Below are 16,315 nucleotides of genomic sequence, written 5' to 3'. Positions count from 1 at the left end.
TGAGATGGCTGGGTAAAACCGCTGGTAGATAGCTTGTCACATGTGTCCGTTACGCGCTCGACCTGCGTGATGCGCGCTACGTTGATACCAAATTGGTTTTCTATAAATAACAACCCCCTCATATCTGGGGAAATGCGGTGTCGTTTCGCCACGGAGCGGATACCTCCCTTTCCGAAGGCGCCGTATTTCCCTCGTGTTTCCAGAGGTGGTGTGAAAAACTTTATCGTGCTAAAGTAGCAATGCCCGGCAGGGATCCATGTCTGCTGCCGTGATCCCCTAACCGCCAAGACGGACTGCCCGATCTCGTGAGGAGACGATTTGATATGAAGACCATCACGCTGGCTGCAGGCGAGCTCCTCGACGCCTCGATGCTGACGCGCGAGGGCGTGCTGCCGGCCGACATCACGCAGGCGGCCCAGCGCATCATCGATGCGGTGCGCTCCGAGGGAGACGCCGCCGTTCGACGCTATTGCAGCGAGTTCGATGGCGTGGACCTCGCCTCGTTCCGCCTGCCGCAAGAGCAGATCGACGCCGCGCTCGAGGGGCTCGACCCCGCGTTTCTGGCGGCGCTCGAGAAGGCCGCCGCTCAGATCCGCGATTTCCATGAGCGCGAGGCGCAGCAGTCCTGGTTCACGACGCGTCCCGACGGCACCATGCTAGGCGTGAAGGTGACGCCGCTTGCCGCTGCCGGTATCTACGTGCCCGGCGGCCGCGCCCAGTACCCTTCGACCGTGCTCATGAACGCGATTCCCGCCAAAGTCGCCGGCGTCGAGCGGGTGATCATGGTCACGCCTCCGCAGCGCGATGCCGTCGAGGCGGGGACCTGCCCCATCTCTCCCTACACGCTGGCCGCGGCCAAAGTCGGCGGGGTCGATGAGATCTACACGGTCGGCGGCGCGCAGGCCGTCGCCGCGCTCGCCTACGGCACCGAGTCCATCCCGCGGGTGGGGAAGATCACCGGCCCCGGCAACGCGTATGTGGCGGCAGCCAAGCGCCTGGTGTCCGGAGACGTCGGCATCGACATGGTCGCCGGCCCCTCCGAGGTCTGCGTGCTGGCGGATGCGACCGCCCATCCCGCCGTGGTCGCCGCCGACCTGATGGCACAGGCCGAGCACGACCCGCTGGCGGCCTGCTACCTTGTGACCTGCGATGCCGCCTTTGCCGCCGAGGTCGAGCGGGCGATCGGGGTGCTGGTCGCCCAGAGTCCGCGCGCGGACATCACGCGCGCCTCGCTCGACAACGAGGGCACGATCATCATCGCCGCTGATATGGATGCGGCCGTCGAGGCCGTGAACACCATCGCGCCCGAGCATCTCGAGCTCCACTGCGCCGACGCGCTGGGGCTGCTGGGGGCCATCCGCAACGCGGGCGCCATCTTCGTGGGTGCGTGGAGCACCGAGCCACTCGGCGATTACGTGGCGGGACCCAACCACACGCTGCCCACGGGCGGCACCGCGGTGTTCTCCAACCCGCTTTCGGTGGACGACTTCGTCAAGAAGTCCTCGGTCATCTGCTACACGCCCGCGGGCCTGCTCAAGGATGCGCCGGCAACCCAGCGCCTAGCGCACGCCGAGGGGCTCTGGGCCCATGCGCTCTCCACGGCGCTGCGCCGCCGCGTGCTGGAGCGCGGCGAGGACGCGGTTGCGACGGACGCCCTGGCGGCCGTCGACCTGACCGCCGTCGCCTGGCCCGATGACCCCGCCGAAACGGTGGCCGCGGGCGCGTAGGCGCCCTCTCGAAGCAACCGCTTCGCATCCGACTGAATCTACCGGGCAGGCTGCCCGGCATGTACGAAAGAGGAGTCCCATGGCAGAGCTCTCCGAGCGCATGCGCGCGCTGGTCCAGCCCCATCTTGCCGGCATCGAGCCCTACGATCCGAACTTCACGCCCACGCGCATCAACCTGTCGGCCAACGAGAACACCTATCCGCTGCCCGACGGCGTGCGCGCCGCAATCGATGGGGCCCTGGCGGCAACGCCGCTCAACCGTTACCCGGATCCCATGTCCGGGGCGCTGCGCGACGAGCTCGCCGCGTGGCACGGCGTTGCCCGCGAGAACGTCTGCGTGGGCAACGGCGGCGACGAGCTGCTCTACAACTTCCTGCTCGCCTTCGGGGGCCAGGGGCGCACGCTGCTGGTCTGCCCGCCGTGCTTTTCCGAGTACGAGTTCTTCGCCTCGCTTACCCAGACATCGGTGAGGACCGTCCGGCGCGACCGCAAAACGCTGCGCGTCGACGAGAAGGCGACGCTGGCGGCGGCGCAGACGGCCGACCTGGTCATCGTCACCTCGCCCAACAACCCGACCGGCGACGCGCTGTCCGTGAGCTTCGTGGCGCAGCTGTGCCGCGCGTGCCCCGGCATGGTGATGCTGGACGAGGCCTACATCGAGTTCGCCGATGCGGGCTATGACGCGTGCGGGCTGCTTGCGTCATGCCCCAACCTGGTGATCCTCCACACGCTTTCCAAGGCGTTTGGCGAGGCGGGCATCCGCTGCGGGTACGTGATCGCGGCCGCCGATGCGATCGAGGTGTTCGCGGCGGTGCGCCAGATCTATTCGGTCAACGTGCTCACACAGGCGGCGGCGCTCGCTGCCGCGCAGATGCGCGACGCGTTCGTGCCGGTTGTGGAAAAGATCCGCTCCGAGCGCGAGCGCATGCTCGCCGCGTTGGAGTCCGACGAGCGCGTTCAGGCCTGGCCGAGCCAGGGGAACTTCCTGCTCGTGCGCGTCGACGAGGCGAGCGCGATTCGCCGCCGCCTGCGCGACGAGCACTCCATCCTCGTGCGCGACTTCAGCGCCGTGCCCGGGCTGGAGGGGTGCCTGCGCATCACCGTGGGCACGCCCGAGGAAAACGACGAGGTGCTTGCGGCGCTGGAGGCGCTGCTCGACGAGGAGGCATGAGGGATATGACGCGAACGGCGCGAGTGACCCGCACGACGGGCGAAACCGACATCACGATCGAGCTGGATCTGGACGGATCGGGTACCTGTGACATCTCGACGGGCGTTCCGTTTTTCGACCACATGTTGAACGCCTTCGGGCGCCACGGCCTGTTCGACCTGACGGTCCACGCGACCGGCGACACCGAGGTCGATGCGCATCACACCGTGGAGGACACGGGCATCGTGCTCGGGCAGGCGTTCGCCTGCGCGCTGGGCGACAAGGCGGGCATCACGCGCTTCGCCGACTGCGCCATCCCCATGGACGAGACTCTCGTCATGGCCGCGGTGGATATCTCGGGACGCGGCCAGGCGTATTGCGACCTGCCGCTGCCGACCGAGCGCGTCGGCGCGTTCGACACCGAGCTCGCCGTCGAGTTCTTCTACGCGTTCGCCCGCGATGCGCGCCTGACCCTGCATGTGCGCGAGCTCGCCGGCGCGAACAGCCACCACATCATCGAGGCGGCGTTCAAAGCGGTCGGGCGCGCCATGCGGCATGCCTGCGAGCGCGATCCGCGCGTGACGGGCGTGCCGTCCACCAAGGGCTCCCTCTGATGGTGCGTTTGGGGACGGGGCCATTTCTGTTCATGCATGGAGAAAGGTGCGGCTATGGCCGATAAGCCGAGCATCGTCATCGTCGACTACCACAAAGGCAACCTGTCCAGCGTGGCCCGCGGGCTTGCGCGCGCGGGCGCCGAGGCCGTCGTATCCGACGACCCCGACCGCATTCGCGCGGCCGACGGCATCGTGCTGCCGGGCGTGGGGTCCTTTTACGACGCGATCGCCTTCATGCACGAATCGGGCCAGGACCAGGCGGTCATCGATGCGCTGGCAGACGGGGCGGGAACTCCGTTTCTGGGTATCTGCCTGGGTCTCCAGCTGCTTTTTGAGCGCGGCGACGAAGGCGTGCCGGCAGACGCGCCGGCTGACTCCGCGCCCGCCGGCGCCCCCGGTGCCGTATTCGAGGCCGAGGGGAAGCGCTGGGCTCGCGGCCTCGGCCTGCTCAAGGGGTCGTGCACCATCCTGCCGGCGGATCGCCTGAAGATACCGCACGTGGGATGGGACCAGGTGCATCTTGCGCCGGCGGGCCTCTCGTGTCCGCTGCTCAAGGGGTTCGACGAGGGCGCGAACCTCTACTTCACGCATTCCTACGCACTCGACGAGGACGTGGACGCACCCGTTGTCGCCGCCCGCACGTTCTACGCGCGCGCGTTCGGCTCGGTCGTGTGGCAGGGCAACATCTACGGGTGCCAGTTCCACCCCGAGAAGTCCTCGGCTCACGGGCATCAGATTCTCGAGAATTTCGTGCGCATCGTGGAGGCGCACATGAAGGAGGCGCGCGCATGATCGTCTTTCCCGCTATCGACCTCGTTGCCGGCAAGGTCGTGCGCCTGGAGCGCGGTGACCGCGCGCATATGAAGGTGTATTCCGACGACCCGGTCGCCCAGGCGCACGAGTTTTTGGAGCAGGGGGCCACGTGGGTGCACGTGGTCGACCTCTCGGCAGCGCTCGAGGAGGACGATGACGCCCGCGCGGCCAATTCCGCTGCCATCGAGGCGATCTGCCGGATCGACGGCCTGTCTGTCGACGTGGGCGGCGGCGTGCGGTCGCTTGCCCGCATCGACGAGCTGGCGGCTTATGGGGCCCGGCGCATCGCGCTCGGCACGGTGCTCGTGACCGAACCCGGGTTTGCCGAGATCGCGGCGCGCGGGTTCGGCGACCTACTCGCAGCGGATGTTGCCGCCCGCGACGGCCAGGTCAAGATAAACGGCTGGCGCAAGGGCATCTCCCGCAGCGTCGAGGACGTGGTAGGGGAGCTGTCGGGCCTTGGCTTCAAGCACCTGGTGTTCACGGATATCGCGCGCGACGGCATGCAGACCGGCATCGACGTGGATGCCTACCGCCGCGTCGCCGGATACGCGGGCTTTCCCGTGGTGGCATCGGGCGGCATCTCCACGCTGGACGACATTCGCGCGTGCGCTGCCGCCGATGCGAGCATCATCGAGGGCTGCATCATCGGACGCGCCCTGTACGAGAAGAACTTCACGTTGGCCGAGGCGCTCGCCGCGGCGAAGGAGGCGACATGCTGACCAAGCGGATCATCCCATGCCTGGACGTGAAGGACGGGCGTGTGGTCAAGGGCGTGAACTTCGTGTCGCTGCGCGATGCGGGAGACCCCATCGAGCTCGCGGCCGCCTATGATCGCGAGGGCGCCGACGAGGTGGTGTTCCTCGACATCACGGCGACGAGCGACGATCGCGCGACGACGATCGACATGGCGGCGCACGCCGCCTGCGAGCTATCGATTCCCTATACCGTGGGCGGCGGGTTTCGCGATCTTGCCGGCATGCGCCAGATGGTCGCTGCAGGAGCGGACAAGGTGTCGATCAACTCGGCCGCCGTGCGCCGGCCCGAGCTCATCACCGAGGCCGCCGCGGCGTTCGGCAGCCAGGCGGTCATCGTCGCCATCGACGCCAAGCGCGTCGGCGTGCCCGGGGCGCCGGGCGCTGACAAGTGGGAAGTCTATCTTGCCGGCGGGCGCACGTCGACGGGTATCGACGCGGTCGCCTGGGCGCAGGAGGCGGCGCGACGCGGTGCGGGCGAGATTCTGCTGACAAGCATGGACCGCGACGGAACCAAAGAGGGTTTCGATCTGGCGCTGACCCGCGCGGTGGCCCGCGCGGTCCCCATCCCCGTCATCGCGAGCGGCGGCGTGGGCACGCTCGAGCACTTTGCCGAGGGGGTTATCGAGGGCGAGGCCGACGCCGTGCTGGCAGCGAGCGTGTTCCACTTCGGCACCTACAGCATTCGGCAGGTCAAGGAGTACATGGCATCGCAGGGCATCCCCGTCCGCCTCGATTTTTAATGATCGGTCGGTGCTTTTTCGCAGGTCTCGTCAGAAAGGGCGGCAATGGATATCAGCGAGCTGAAGTTCGATGCGCAGGGGCTCATCCCGTGCGTGGTGCAGCAGTACGACACGGGCGAGGTGCTCATGGTGGCGTGGATGAACGCTGAGTCGGTGGGGCTGACGCTTGAGACGGGCACGACGTGGTTTTGGAGCCGCAGCCGTCAAGAGCTGTGGAACAAGGGAGCGACGAGCGGCAACATGCAGCAGCTGCATGAGCTCAAAGTCGACTGCGATGCGGACACCCTGCTCGCGCTGGTCGATTCGCCGGGCCCCGCGTGTCACACCGGCAACCGAAGCTGTTTTTTCCGCACCTTGGACGACGCACGTTAGAAAGGCTGGACTATGGGAGTTCGCACCGAGCATGTACAGGACGGCAACATCGGCGAGACGCTGACGGGCCTCGCTGCGGTTATCCACGAGCGCCGTGGCGCGACGCCGGATACGTCCTATACGGCCAAGCTGCTGCAGGGCGAGGCCGACAGCTTGCTCAAGAAGCTTGCCGAGGAGGCGAGCGAGGTCATCATGGCGTGCAAGGATAACGATCACGACCACATCCGCTACGAGGCGGGAGATCTCATCTACCATCTGCTCGTCACGCTCGAGCGCTACGGCGTCACGCTCGACGAGCTCGCCGGGGAGCTCGACGCGCGCCACCGCTGAGGCCAAAGGGCGCTCCGGCGCGTGTAGACATTTTTGCACGACACGATTGACCTGCGGAATCGTTGTCAAAAATCAACAGGGTGCATGACAGACGCAGGCGTGTCGAGCGGGAATAATTCGTCTTGAAGGCGGACTGTCTACAAGGTGAGGAGGCCGACGATGTTGCCCAAAGGATTCGAGTGGGTGGTCATAATCGTCGTAGCGCTGATCAACTACGTGCTGCCCATCGTGCTGGTCGCCGTGCTCGTCGTGTTCTTGGTGCGCAGGTTCAGTAAGCGCGACGCGGCGCGGGCGAACGTGGTTCCGGAAGCGCCGGCAGCCCCTGCCGCACCTGTCGTACCAGCCTCCAACCAGGCGCAGGCCGATGCGGCGCCGGCCTCCAGCGACGAGGAGCGCATCCGCATCGACCGCTTGCTCGCCGAGCACAATCTCACCGATCGGGAGCGCGACATCCTGATCGGCGTCTACCGTGGCAAGACCCAGGCACAGCTCGCCGACGAGATGTACCTCTCGAGGTCGACGGTCGGTACGTATTGCACGCGCGCGTACGAGAAGCTCGGCGTCGCCACGAAAGAGGACGCGCTCGAGCTGTTGAGGAGGACGGCATCGGAAGAGTAGGGCGGATGCTCGTGCTACAATCGCCGCAACGACCCACGCGATCTGAGAGGTGGTTGCCGTATGCCGGTGCTGTTCGTGGAATATCCTAAGTGCTCGACCTGCAAGAAAGCCAAGAAGTGGCTGGATGACCACGCGATCGAGTACGTCGATCGCCATATCGTCGAGGACAATCCGACAGCAGACGAGCTCGCTAGCTGGCGCGAGCGCTCCGGCTTGCCTGTTCGCCGTTTCTTCAACACGAGCGGCATGCGCTACCGCGAGCTCGGCGTCAAGGCCAAGTTGGATGCGGGAATGAGCGACGAGGACGCCTTCGCCCTGCTTGCGACCGACGGCATGCTGGTCAAGCGTCCCATCGTGGTCACGGACGATGCCGTGCTCGTCGGCTTTCGCGAGGCGGAGTGGGAGCAGACGCTGCTGCCATAGGTGCTTCTGACGGCACATTGCGCCCGCGGGCGGTCTTTTGGGAGGACCGCCCGCGGGCGTTTTTGCCTACAGGCGTCGGGTCGCGCTTAGGGAACCGCTGATTTGCATGCCCAGGCGCTCCGCGCCGTTCCGGCCGCTCCCTCTCCTGAGAAAAAGTGGCTAGATATTTCTATTATGCTGTTGCGGTGTCGCACGATCGGGCTCAAAACCCGCCGTCGGCACCGCTCCTCCCCCTGCATGGCCCCTATTCGAGGTGTTTGAGGCCATGGCATCCGCATCATAGGCGGCCATTACGGACATTACGGTCAGAACGGCGCCTTCATCCGGGCAGGCCTACAGCAAAATAGAAATTTCTAGCCACTTTCGTCCAGGGGAGGGCGTGGCACCCGGGGCCTTCGGTGCAATGGGGCCCCGGGTGCCGTCGATCAGAGCTTCACTAGAGCAAGCCCAGGCTCATGAGCTGGTAAATGTAGAGGACCATGAGCGCTGTGTTGGCGACGACGCAGATGAAGCCGAGGATCTTTCCGACGAGCGCAAGTTTGGGATAGGGCGCCTCGCGGCGGGTTGCTGCGCGTCCCAGCAGGATGGCGGCGACGCCGACGATGACGCTGAGCAGCCAGCTTACGAAAAGCGCCAAAACCACGCCGATCACGCCGGCTGCAGCGGACGCGATCGACAGCGCGGGGCTCGTGGTGGTCGAGGGCGCGTTCGCGGCGTTGCCCGAGAAGTCGCCACCCATGAGGGAGCCCTCTTCGGTGCTGCTCATAGGGCGCTGGGGCTTGGTGCCGTTTGTGTCGGCGGAACGGTTAGACGTTGGTGTCGAATGGGACATGGGCCCTCCCTTCGCTTGAAGTGCTGCCGTGCCGAGATGCGTTCGGTATGCTGAAGGGCAAGGATAGCAGTTTGTCCTTAAGGACATGCGTACCCCCTGTGAATTCGGTTGCTCATACTGTGACTTGGAGCACGCTCCATGTGGTAGCGTCTTGAGGGACATCCGTCGCTCGCGTGCCGAGCGACGGGGATCATTCGCAATGAAAGGTGGACCGGTATGGACGCAGCCGAATTGACGGCGCTCGCCCGCGCGGTCGCTGCGGGCGACATGACGCCCGAGCAGCTGGTGGAGCGCGCGCGGCTCGACACGGTGACGGATCTGGGATACGCGCAGATCGATACCGAGCGCGGCGTGCGGACCGGGGTATCCGAGGTCATCTACGGAGCGGGGAAGACGGCCGAGCAGATTGCGGGCATCGTCGACGCGATGCGCGCGGCGGGCCAGCAACGCGTGCTGATCACGCGCCTTGGTGAAAAGAAGGCCGCGAGGCTCTCTGAACTCGGCTGCCCATATACCTATCATCGCGATGCGCGAGCGGGCGTGGTGGGAGATCTGCCCGAGCCGGACGGCAACGGCACGATCCTGGTCGTAACCGCGGGGACGTCCGATGTCGGCGTCGCGCAGGAGGCCGCGCTGACGGCGCGCTTTTTGGGAAACGAGGTCGAGTGCGTAAACGATGCCGGCGTGGCCGGCATCCATCGCCTGCTGTCGCATGGCGAGCAGATCGCCCGGGCTCAGGTGATTATTGCCATCGCCGGCATGGAGGGCGCGCTTCCCAGCGTCGTGGGCGGTCTTGCCGCATGTCCGGTTATCGCCGTTCCCACGAGCGTGGGCTACGGCGCGAACCTCGGCGGCCTCACCACGCTGCTTGCCATGGTCAACAGCTGTGCGAGCGGGGTGTCCGTCGTGAACATCGACAACGGCTTCGGCGCTGCGTACCAGGCGTCGCTCATCAACCATCTACCCGGTCCGGCAAACGATTGATCTATGCGGGCGCACGCCTGCTTGCGAGGGGGAACCATGGGCAAAACGCTCTATCTTGATTGCACGAACGGCATCAGCGGCGACATGCTTGTCGCGGCGCTGCTCGATGCGGGCGCCAACGAGGCGCGTCTGCGCGACACACTGGCAACGCTGCCGGTTTCCGGCTTCGACATCCGCGTGAGCCGCGTGAAGAAGGCCGGCATCGACTGCTGCGACTTCGACGTGGTGCTCGACGCGGCGCATGAAAACCACGACCACGATATGGCGTACCTGCACGGGGAGGCGTACGCTGCTCACGAGCACGAGCACGAGCACGAGCACGAGCACGAGCACGAGCACGAGCACGAGCACGAGCACGAGCACGAGCACGAGCACGAGCACGAGCACGAGCACGGCTGCGGCCACCATCATGATCACGACCACGGTCGCCACCACCACGAGCACCGTGGGCCGGCGGACATCGACCGCATCATCGACGCCGCCCAGCTCGCCCCGCGCGCTCGGGACCTCGCCCATCGCATGGTCGACGTGCTCGCGCACGCCGAGGCCAAGGCGCATGCGGTCCCGCTCGATCGGGTGCATTTCCACGAGGTGGGGGCGGTCGACTCCATCGTCGACATCGTTTCTATCGCGGTGTGCATCGATGACCTCGATGTCGATCGGGTCATCGTGCCCGAGCTCGTCGACGGCCACGGGACCATCCGCTGCCAGCACGGCATCATTCCTGTTCCCGTTCCCGCGACGCTGAACGTGGTGACGGAGCATGATCTGCCGCTTTCCATCTGCGAGGTGGAGGGCGAGCTGGTCACGCCGACCGGGGCCGCCGCTGTTGCGGCGTTGTGCGCCGATCGCCGCCTGCCCGAGCGGTTCCACGTCAAGCGCGTGGGCCTTGGAGCCGGCAAGCGCGCGTATTCGCGGCCGAGCCTGCTGCGCGCCATGATCATCGAGCCGTCGTCCGACGCCCTGCATGATCGCATCGTCAAGCTCGAGTGCGACATCGACGACAGCACGTCCGAGGTGCTCGCCTATGCCGCCGATCAGCTGCGGTCCGCCGGTGCACGTGAGGTCCACTGGATCCCGGTCTTTACCAAGAAGGGGCGCCCCGCTTATCAGCTGCAGGTCATCGCGGCGCCCGAAGATGTCGAGCGCATGGAGCGGATCATCTTCCGAGAGACCTCGACGATCGGCGTCCGTCGCAGCGCATGGGATCGAACGGTGCTGCCCCGCACGTTGCAGACGGTTGACACGCCGTGGGGCCCGGCGCGCCTCAAACACGTTGCGCTTCCCGACGGAAGCGACCGGGTCGCCCCCGAGTACGAGGACTGCGCCCGCATCGCTCGCGAGCACGATGTGCCGCTGCAGCAGGTGATGGACACCGTGCGCGCTGCTCGCCCCGCCAAAGAGATGGGCTGATCGATTCCGTTTTGAACAGGGCTGGCCCGCTATCTGTGTCAAGAAGGGCTCTCGCTCCGTCGCTGCTCGCGATCGCGCGGGAGCCTTTCGCTATGTGTTCGGCTGCGTGGTCAATTTGCCCATCGAACCGGGATTTTCGGCGGTCCGAGGCGGCGTATCACCTGGCAGATGGCAGGATTTGCGGGCCTTGTCGGCCTAGGGGACCCATCTGGTCGCACGCGGCGCCCAAGTTCGCAATATTTCACGTTATCGTTCAAGCGCATTGCCGTGCCGCCCGCGTCCTCAGGGCCCGGTTCGATGGCCAAATTGACCACGATGGCGAAATCATACCGTTCCGGCGTCGAAAACCATTGCTGCGGGGCGGGTCGAGGCCTTCTGCGCGCCACGTGCCGACGGTACAATGCATCCTGGGTGCGCACGGGGCGGCCCGCGCAAGGGAGGTAGCGATGTCAATCAAGCAGAAGGCGCTCAAGGTTCTCGGTTTTCTGGCGATTGTCGGCGCCGTGGACCTGAGCATCACGGTGCGCGTGCTGTTCACGTCGGCGGAGATCACCTTCGAGCCGCTTCATCTGCTGTCCATCGTGCTCTCGGTCGCGTTCTCGCTCGCCATGGGCATCATGGGCGTTATCGTGTCCAATAAGCCTGCGAAGGTGTCCAAGCTGTTCATCATCACGCTGCTTGCCCTTTGGGCGAACTTCTGCGACGTGTTCCTGTTCGTACTCAACGGCGACCTGGTCCCTTCTCCGATCATCAACCTCGTCATCGTGATCGCGTTCGCCTACATGGCTCATCAGGTCAAGCGCGAGCTAGGGAACCACTGACAAATTCATTCCGCACCGGCCGGCCCCGTGCCGGGCGCCTGCGGGTTCAGGCTGCGTCGGCGCAGGCACACTGCGCCTTCCTCGTCTTCGCCCGCATCCGCCTCGCCACGGGACCGACCGCCGCGAAAGCAATTGATCAGTGCTTCCCTGGGAACCGCTGACCAATTCATTCCGCATCGGTCGGCTCCGTGCCGGGTACGCTGCCATCCAGGTTGCGCCGACCGTTTCCGATTCCACCCGCATTGCGCGTTCGCGCTGGGTATAAACCCTCTCGACAGTACAACGCGGTGTGCGACGTGCGGGAAGGAGCGCGTATGTCATCGAATCAAAAGATGCTCAAGATCATGAGCTTCATCGCGGTGATTGCTGCCATCGCGATGGCAGCCTGGACGGGGATGTCGCTTATGTTCGCCAACACGTCACCCGGCCTGCTGCTTGCCATCTGCTCGCTCGTGGCGGCGCTGTTCGATCTGCTGCTCGGCGGGATGGGCATCGGGGTGGCGAACAAGCCCGTCCGAGGGCTGGGCGTCTACTACGTCGGGTTCACCTGGCTCGCGGTCGTGCTGAACGTGGTGGCGGTGGTCATCTACGTGTTCATCGGCGGCTTCGTCGTGCCGTCGATCGTGAACGCGGTGATCATGATCGCGTATCTTTACTATTCGCGCGCCGTGCGCTTCGAGGCGCTGCGGTAGCCTGTTGACGCATCGTTTCCAGAAAGGATATCCATGAAGTTTCTTATCGCTTCCGACATCCACGGCTCGGCATATTGGGCCGAGCGCCTCATGGAGGCGATCGAGGCGGAGGCGCCCGACCGCATCATCTTGCTGGGGGATCTGCTCTACCACGGCCCGCGCAACGACCTGCCGCGCGATTACGCCCCCAAGCGCGTGATCCCCCTGCTGAACGGCATCGCCGCGACGGGCAGGGTCATCGCCGTGCGCGGCAACTGCGAGGCGGAGGTCGACCAGATGGTCCTCGAGTTCCCCTGCATGGCCGACAGCGCGATCGTGTTCGACACGGACGGCCGTCAGCTGTTCTGCACGCACGGCCACGTGTTCGGCGCGGGCTTCCACAACAGCGTTGACAACCTCCCGTCGCTGCCTGAGGGCTCGGCTATCCTGTACGGCCACACGCATGTGAAGGTGAACGAAGAGGTGCCGGGCCATCCGGGCATCTGGGCGTTCAACCCCGGCAGCGTCTCCATCCCCAAGGACGGGACCCACAGCTACGGCATCTATGAGGACGGCGCGTTCCGCCACGTCGTGCTCGAGGAGGAGTAGGACATGCTCGATCGATTCGGTGGCGGCAGGATGCGCAAGCCGGAGGATGCGGCACCTGCCTCGGCTCCGGTTCAGCCCGAGGCGGCGCCGCGCGACACGTCGACGCTGTGCGACGCGCGCGACGCGTTCCAGGCGCTGGTGGAGACCATCTGGCGCCTTCGCCAGCCCGACGGCTGCCCATGGGACCGCAAGCAGACCCATGCGAGCATCGCCAAGAACATGATCGAGGAGGCCTATGAGGCCGTCGACTGCATCGAGAGCGAAGACGTGGCCCATCTGCGCGAAGAGCTCGGCGACGTGCTCATGCAGGTCGTGCTCCATGCGCAGATCGCGGCCGACGCCGGCGAGTTCACCATGGCCGACGTGGCGCGCGACATCGACGCCAAGCTCATCCGCCGCCATCCCCATGTGTTCGGAGATCACGAGACGGCGAGCAGCGCCGACGAGGTGCTCGATATCTGGGACTCCGTGAAGCTCAAGGAGAAAGAGGCGCGCGACGCCGACGCCGAGGCGGCAGACGAGCGCCCGGCGGGGCTGCTCGACGGCGTTCCCTCCTCGCTGCCCGCACTCATGCAGGCGCAGAAGGTGTCGCGCAAGGCGGCAGCCGTGGGCTTCGACTGGGACACCACCGCCGAGGTGTGGGAGAAGGTGGTCGAGGAGGGCAAGGAGTTCGACCGCGAGAAGCCCGGCACCCCTGAGCGTGAGATGGAGTTCGGCGACATCCTGTTCGCCCTCGTGAACGTGGCGCGCAAAGAGGGCATCGACGCCGAGAGCGCGCTGCGCGCCAGCACGGCCAAGTTCCGCCGTCGCTGGGAGGCCATGGAGCATGTCGCCTACGAGCGGGGCGTGCAGCTCGAAGGGCTCTCGACCGCAGAGCTCAACGATCTGTGGGACGACGTCAAGCACGCGATGTAGAGGCCGTGTTTCGGAAATTCACATGATTCCAGGCATGAAAAACGGGCATACTGTATAAAGTTTGCTTTGGATAACCTTTTCCGGGCAAGAGATGTTTGGCTCACAGCGAAAGGACGCAACATGAGCGAAATTCTGGATGTCTACGGTCGCGAAGTGCTCGATTCCCGCGGTAACCCCACTGTCGAGGTCGAGGTGGTGCTCGAGGACGGATCGTTTGGCCGCGCCATGGTGCCCTCCGGCGCCTCGACGGGCGCCTTCGAGGCCGTCGAGCTGCGCGACGGCGATAAGGACCGCTACATGGGCAAGGGCGTCACCAAGGCCGTCGACCATGTGAACAAGGAGCTCGCCGACGCGGCAATCGGCATGGACGCGTTCGATCAGCGCGCCCTCGACGCCGCGCTGATTGAGGCGGACGGCACCTCCAACAAGGGCAATCTCGGCGCGAACGCCATCCTCGGCGTTTCGCTGGCGGTTGCTCGCGCGGCGGCGCAGTCCACGGGCCTTGAGCTCTACCAGTACCTGGGCGGCGTGAACGGGCACCTGCTGCCGACTCCCATGATGAACATCCTGAACGGCGGTGTGCATGCCGACAACAACGTCGACTTCCAGGAATTCATGATCATGCCGGTCGGCGCCCCCACGTTTACCGAGGGCCTGCGTTGGTGCGCCGAGGTGTACCACACGCTAAAGAACGTCCTCAAGGAGTCCGGCCACAGCACCGGCGTGGGCGACGAGGGCGGTTTCGCCCCCGATCTGGCCAACAACGAGGAGCCCCTGCAGTATATCGTCAAGGCCATCGAGGCCGCCGGGTACAAGCCGGGCGATGACTTCATGATCGCGATGGATCCCGCCACGACCGAGTGCTACGACGCCGAGCGCGGCGTGTACGTCCTGGCGGGCGAGGGCCGCGAGCTCACGACCGACGAGATGATCGACTACTGGGCCCAGCTCGTGGAGAAGTACCCCATCATCTCCATCGAGGACGGCCTCGCAGAGGAGGACTGGGACGGCTGGGTCAAGCTCACGCAGCGTATCGGCGACAAGGTCCAGCTGGTGGGCGACGACCTGTTCGTCACCAACACCGAGCGCCTCAAGAAGGGCATCGAGATGGGCGCCGCCAACGCCATCCTGGTCAAGGTGAACCAGATCGGCTCGCTGACCGAGTCTCTCGAGGCGATCGAGATGGCCAAGAAGGCAGGCTATGCGTGCATCGTGTCCCATCGTTCCGGTGAGACCGAGGACTCCACCATCGCCGATCTGGCCGTGGCGACCAACGCCGGTCAGATCAAGACGGGCGCCCCGTGCCGTTCCGACCGTATTGCCAAGTACAACCAGCTCATCCGCATCGAGGACGAGCTGTATACGAGCGCGCAGTACGCCGGCAGGGACGCGTTCTACAACATCAAGAAGCGTTAGGAAGACGCTTGAGGGCGGCATAGCCGCGTGCGCGTCGCGCGATGAACGGGGCGGCGTCGGGCAGTGGAGCCCGGCGCCGTCTCTTGCGTTCTGTTCGCGTCGTCCTTTCCGGGCGGATTCTGCGAGCGGTTGAAAGCCCAATCCCTGCACAACTGAAACGGGGGCGCGTGGTATAACTAGAGCACTCGCGCACACGCACTTCAACCACACAAGGCGCTCTATGAACGATTACCGCAACAATCCTGTGTCTCTTGCGTCGACCCGTCAGCGGGCCGTGTCGCCCGATCGAGCCGTCTTTGCGGGTCCCTCCCCGCGCGGCAGGGTGGCGCTCGCCGGCTCGTCATCTGGCCCGCGCATGTCGCAGGGGGCCGAAGAGGGAGCCCGTCGCGTCTACACGCATCGCATGCAGCAGGCCGACCGGCCGCGCTCCGAATCATCGGGACGAGGTGTCCCGGGTGGCCAGGGGGCGGATAGACGCCGTGCGCAGGCTGCAGGCGAGCGCGGGGGCAGCGGATCTCCCAACCGGTCCACGAACTTCATGAAGTACGCTGCGGACAGCAGGGCGGTTCAGGCCATCCACACGGTGACGTCCGGCTCGCTCAGGCCCGTCTTCATCGCCGTGGTCGCCGTGGCCGTGGCGGTCGGCCTGTACTTTCCCATTCGCGATTACTACACGGCATGGCGCACGGGCGAGATATTGAGCCAGCAGGTCGCGCTGCGCGACTCGTACAACGAGGGGCTGCAGGAAAACGTCGACCGCTATCTGTCCCAAGAAGGTATCGAGGAGGCTGCCCGCTCCGAGCTGGGCATGGTGCTGCCCGGCGAGACGCGCATCGAGCTGACCGGCACCGACGGCGGCGCGGATCAGGACGGCGACTCGTCCGATGCCGATGCCGCGACCGGCGACGGCGCCGATCAGGATTCCTCGGATGGGCAGTCGACAGGCGATGCGTCCCAGGACGTGCCCTCCACGTCCGCCGAGGCGGAGAAGGCGGAGGCCGCTGTTGCCGAGCAGGCGCCGTGGTACATCGAGATGCTCGATACGATATTCTTCTATGAGGGCGTCGAGGGGCAGACGGTCACCTCGGCAGGCGGAGAATAGGGGGCTT

The 16,315-nt window shown here is 65.7% G+C and carries 19 protein-coding genes; 18 read left to right on the top strand and 1 reads right to left on the bottom strand.

Going from position 1 to position 16,315, the window contains the following annotated elements:
* Nucleotides 1-323: 323 nt before the first annotated feature.
* The 10 genes from hisD (at nucleotide 324) to B5F74_RS08775 (ending at nucleotide 7,545) form a co-directional block, all read left to right on the top strand.
* A complete protein-coding gene (gene hisD / locus B5F74_RS08820; protein ID WP_087201725.1) occupies nucleotides 324-1,727 on the top strand; it encodes a histidinol dehydrogenase in 1,404 nt (467 codons plus the stop codon).
* 79 nt (nucleotides 1,728-1,806) lie between these two features.
* Nucleotides 1,807-2,898, top strand: coding sequence for a histidinol-phosphate transaminase (gene hisC / locus B5F74_RS08815; protein ID WP_087201723.1), 1,092 nt, complete (start codon nucleotides 1,807-1,809; stop codon nucleotides 2,896-2,898).
* 5 nt (nucleotides 2,899-2,903) lie between these two features.
* Complete coding sequence (gene hisB, locus B5F74_RS08810; protein WP_087201721.1) at nucleotides 2,904-3,491, top strand: imidazoleglycerol-phosphate dehydratase HisB; 588 nt, start codon at nucleotides 2,904-2,906, stop codon at nucleotides 3,489-3,491.
* 54 nt (nucleotides 3,492-3,545) lie between these two features.
* Nucleotides 3,546-4,283 (top strand): imidazole glycerol phosphate synthase subunit HisH, encoded by a 738-nt coding sequence (locus tag B5F74_RS08805; protein WP_087201719.1) that lies wholly within the window; start codon nucleotides 3,546-3,548, stop codon nucleotides 4,281-4,283.
* Nucleotides 4,280-5,026, top strand: a complete 747-nt coding sequence (locus tag B5F74_RS08800) for a HisA/HisF-related TIM barrel protein (protein WP_087201717.1) — start codon at nucleotides 4,280-4,282, stop codon at nucleotides 5,024-5,026. The genes B5F74_RS08805 and B5F74_RS08800 overlap by 4 nt, the downstream gene beginning before the upstream one ends.
* Nucleotides 5,020-5,802: an imidazole glycerol phosphate synthase subunit HisF gene (gene hisF, locus B5F74_RS08795; RefSeq protein WP_087201715.1), complete on the top strand. Its 783-nt coding sequence runs from the start codon at nucleotides 5,020-5,022 to the stop codon at nucleotides 5,800-5,802. The genes B5F74_RS08800 and hisF overlap by 7 nt, the downstream gene beginning before the upstream one ends.
* A 45-nt stretch (nucleotides 5,803-5,847) precedes the next feature.
* Nucleotides 5,848-6,174 carry a phosphoribosyl-AMP cyclohydrolase gene (gene hisI, locus B5F74_RS08790; protein WP_087201713.1) on the top strand — a complete coding sequence of 109 codons (327 nt, stop codon included), beginning with the start codon at nucleotides 5,848-5,850 and terminating at the stop codon, nucleotides 6,172-6,174.
* A gap of 12 nt (nucleotides 6,175-6,186) precedes the next feature.
* A complete protein-coding gene (gene hisE / locus B5F74_RS08785; RefSeq protein ID WP_066831582.1) occupies nucleotides 6,187-6,504 on the top strand; it encodes a phosphoribosyl-ATP diphosphatase in 318 nt (105 codons plus the stop codon).
* A 159-nt stretch (nucleotides 6,505-6,663) separates the two neighbouring features.
* Complete coding sequence (locus tag B5F74_RS08780) at nucleotides 6,664-7,122, top strand: helix-turn-helix transcriptional regulator (protein ID WP_087201711.1); 459 nt, start codon at nucleotides 6,664-6,666, stop codon at nucleotides 7,120-7,122.
* Nucleotides 7,123-7,182: 60 nt separating this feature from the next.
* Nucleotides 7,183-7,545 carry an arsenate reductase family protein gene (locus B5F74_RS08775; protein ID WP_087201709.1) on the top strand — a complete coding sequence of 121 codons (363 nt, stop codon included), beginning with the start codon at nucleotides 7,183-7,185 and terminating at the stop codon, nucleotides 7,543-7,545.
* A 436-nt stretch (nucleotides 7,546-7,981) separates the two neighbouring features.
* Here B5F74_RS08775 and B5F74_RS08770 read toward each other — a convergent pair whose 3' ends face one another.
* On the bottom strand, nucleotides 7,982-8,377 hold the full coding sequence (locus B5F74_RS08770) for a hypothetical protein (RefSeq protein WP_143753835.1): 396 nt from the start codon (nucleotides 8,375-8,377) through the stop codon (nucleotides 7,982-7,984).
* A gap of 216 nt (nucleotides 8,378-8,593) precedes the next feature.
* On the opposite strand from B5F74_RS08770, the gene larB reads away from it, so the two are divergent.
* The 8 genes from larB to B5F74_RS12675 all read left to right on the top strand — a co-directional run bounded on the left by larB (nucleotide 8,594) and on the right by B5F74_RS12675 (nucleotide 16,308).
* Entirely contained in the window at nucleotides 8,594-9,361 is a 768-nt protein-coding gene (gene larB / locus B5F74_RS08765; protein WP_087201705.1) for a nickel pincer cofactor biosynthesis protein LarB, read from the top strand.
* A 36-nt stretch (nucleotides 9,362-9,397) separates the two neighbouring features.
* Entirely contained in the window at nucleotides 9,398-10,774 is a 1,377-nt protein-coding gene (gene larC, locus B5F74_RS08760) for a nickel pincer cofactor biosynthesis protein LarC (protein WP_087201703.1), read from the top strand.
* Nucleotides 10,775-11,220: 446 nt separating this feature from the next.
* Nucleotides 11,221-11,595, top strand: coding sequence for a hypothetical protein (locus B5F74_RS08755; RefSeq protein ID WP_087201701.1), 375 nt, complete (start codon nucleotides 11,221-11,223; stop codon nucleotides 11,593-11,595).
* Between the two features lie 314 nt (nucleotides 11,596-11,909).
* Complete coding sequence (locus B5F74_RS08750) at nucleotides 11,910-12,287, top strand: hypothetical protein (RefSeq protein WP_087201699.1); 378 nt, start codon at nucleotides 11,910-11,912, stop codon at nucleotides 12,285-12,287.
* A 33-nt stretch (nucleotides 12,288-12,320) separates the two neighbouring features.
* Complete coding sequence (yfcE, locus tag B5F74_RS08745) at nucleotides 12,321-12,875, top strand: phosphodiesterase (protein ID WP_087201697.1); 555 nt, start codon at nucleotides 12,321-12,323, stop codon at nucleotides 12,873-12,875.
* Nucleotides 12,876-12,905: 30 nt separating this feature from the next.
* Nucleotides 12,906-13,790: a nucleoside triphosphate pyrophosphohydrolase gene (gene mazG, locus B5F74_RS08740; protein WP_087201816.1), complete on the top strand. Its 885-nt coding sequence runs from the start codon at nucleotides 12,906-12,908 to the stop codon at nucleotides 13,788-13,790.
* 120 nt (nucleotides 13,791-13,910) lie between these two features.
* Nucleotides 13,911-15,206 (top strand): phosphopyruvate hydratase, encoded by a 1,296-nt coding sequence (eno, locus tag B5F74_RS08735; protein WP_087201695.1) that lies wholly within the window; start codon nucleotides 13,911-13,913, stop codon nucleotides 15,204-15,206.
* Between the two features lie 220 nt (nucleotides 15,207-15,426).
* On the top strand, nucleotides 15,427-16,308 hold the full coding sequence (locus B5F74_RS12675) for a hypothetical protein (RefSeq protein WP_239283438.1): 882 nt from the start codon (nucleotides 15,427-15,429) through the stop codon (nucleotides 16,306-16,308).
* Nucleotides 16,309-16,315 lie beyond the last annotated feature (7 nt).

The sequence above is a fragment of the Collinsella sp. An271 genome, from assembly GCF_002159695.1.
Classification (GTDB): domain Bacteria; phylum Actinomycetota; class Coriobacteriia; order Coriobacteriales; family Coriobacteriaceae; genus Collinsella; species Collinsella ihumii.
The sequence above is the reverse complement of the archived record's forward strand: the minus strand, read 5'-3'. Positions and strand labels throughout refer to the sequence as shown.

Excerpts from the sequence above, each read along its gene's own strand:
- larC (WP_087201703.1), top strand. The coding sequence starts at position 9,398 with ATGGGCAAAACGCTCTATCTTGATTGCACGAACGGCATCAGCGGCGAC.
- larB (WP_087201705.1), top strand. The coding sequence starts at position 8,594 with ATGGACGCAGCCGAATTGACGGCGCTCGCCCGCGCGGTCGCTGCGGGC.
- yfcE (WP_087201697.1), top strand. The coding sequence starts at position 12,321 with ATGAAGTTTCTTATCGCTTCCGACATCCACGGCTCGGCATATTGGGCC.
- hisD (WP_087201725.1), top strand. The coding sequence starts at position 324 with ATGAAGACCATCACGCTGGCTGCAGGCGAGCTCCTCGACGCCTCGATG.
- B5F74_RS08770 (WP_143753835.1), bottom strand. The coding sequence starts at position 8,377 with ATGTCCCATTCGACACCAACGTCTAACCGTTCCGCCGACACAAACGGC.
- B5F74_RS08750 (WP_087201699.1), top strand. The coding sequence starts at position 11,910 with ATGTCATCGAATCAAAAGATGCTCAAGATCATGAGCTTCATCGCGGTG.
- B5F74_RS08755 (WP_087201701.1), top strand. The coding sequence starts at position 11,221 with ATGTCAATCAAGCAGAAGGCGCTCAAGGTTCTCGGTTTTCTGGCGATT.
- mazG (WP_087201816.1), top strand. The coding sequence starts at position 12,906 with ATGCGCAAGCCGGAGGATGCGGCACCTGCCTCGGCTCCGGTTCAGCCC.
- B5F74_RS08780 (WP_087201711.1), top strand. The coding sequence starts at position 6,664 with ATGTTGCCCAAAGGATTCGAGTGGGTGGTCATAATCGTCGTAGCGCTG.
- hisC (WP_087201723.1), top strand. The coding sequence starts at position 1,807 with ATGGCAGAGCTCTCCGAGCGCATGCGCGCGCTGGTCCAGCCCCATCTT.
- hisF (WP_087201715.1), top strand. The coding sequence starts at position 5,020 with ATGCTGACCAAGCGGATCATCCCATGCCTGGACGTGAAGGACGGGCGT.
- hisI (WP_087201713.1), top strand. The coding sequence starts at position 5,848 with ATGGATATCAGCGAGCTGAAGTTCGATGCGCAGGGGCTCATCCCGTGC.
- B5F74_RS08775 (WP_087201709.1), top strand. The coding sequence starts at position 7,183 with ATGCCGGTGCTGTTCGTGGAATATCCTAAGTGCTCGACCTGCAAGAAA.
- hisE (WP_066831582.1), top strand. The coding sequence starts at position 6,187 with ATGGGAGTTCGCACCGAGCATGTACAGGACGGCAACATCGGCGAGACG.
- eno (WP_087201695.1), top strand. The coding sequence starts at position 13,911 with ATGAGCGAAATTCTGGATGTCTACGGTCGCGAAGTGCTCGATTCCCGC.
- B5F74_RS08800 (WP_087201717.1), top strand. The coding sequence starts at position 4,280 with ATGATCGTCTTTCCCGCTATCGACCTCGTTGCCGGCAAGGTCGTGCGC.
- B5F74_RS08805 (WP_087201719.1), top strand. The coding sequence starts at position 3,546 with ATGGCCGATAAGCCGAGCATCGTCATCGTCGACTACCACAAAGGCAAC.
- B5F74_RS12675 (WP_239283438.1), top strand. The coding sequence starts at position 15,427 with ATGAACGATTACCGCAACAATCCTGTGTCTCTTGCGTCGACCCGTCAG.
- hisB (WP_087201721.1), top strand. The coding sequence starts at position 2,904 with ATGACGCGAACGGCGCGAGTGACCCGCACGACGGGCGAAACCGACATC.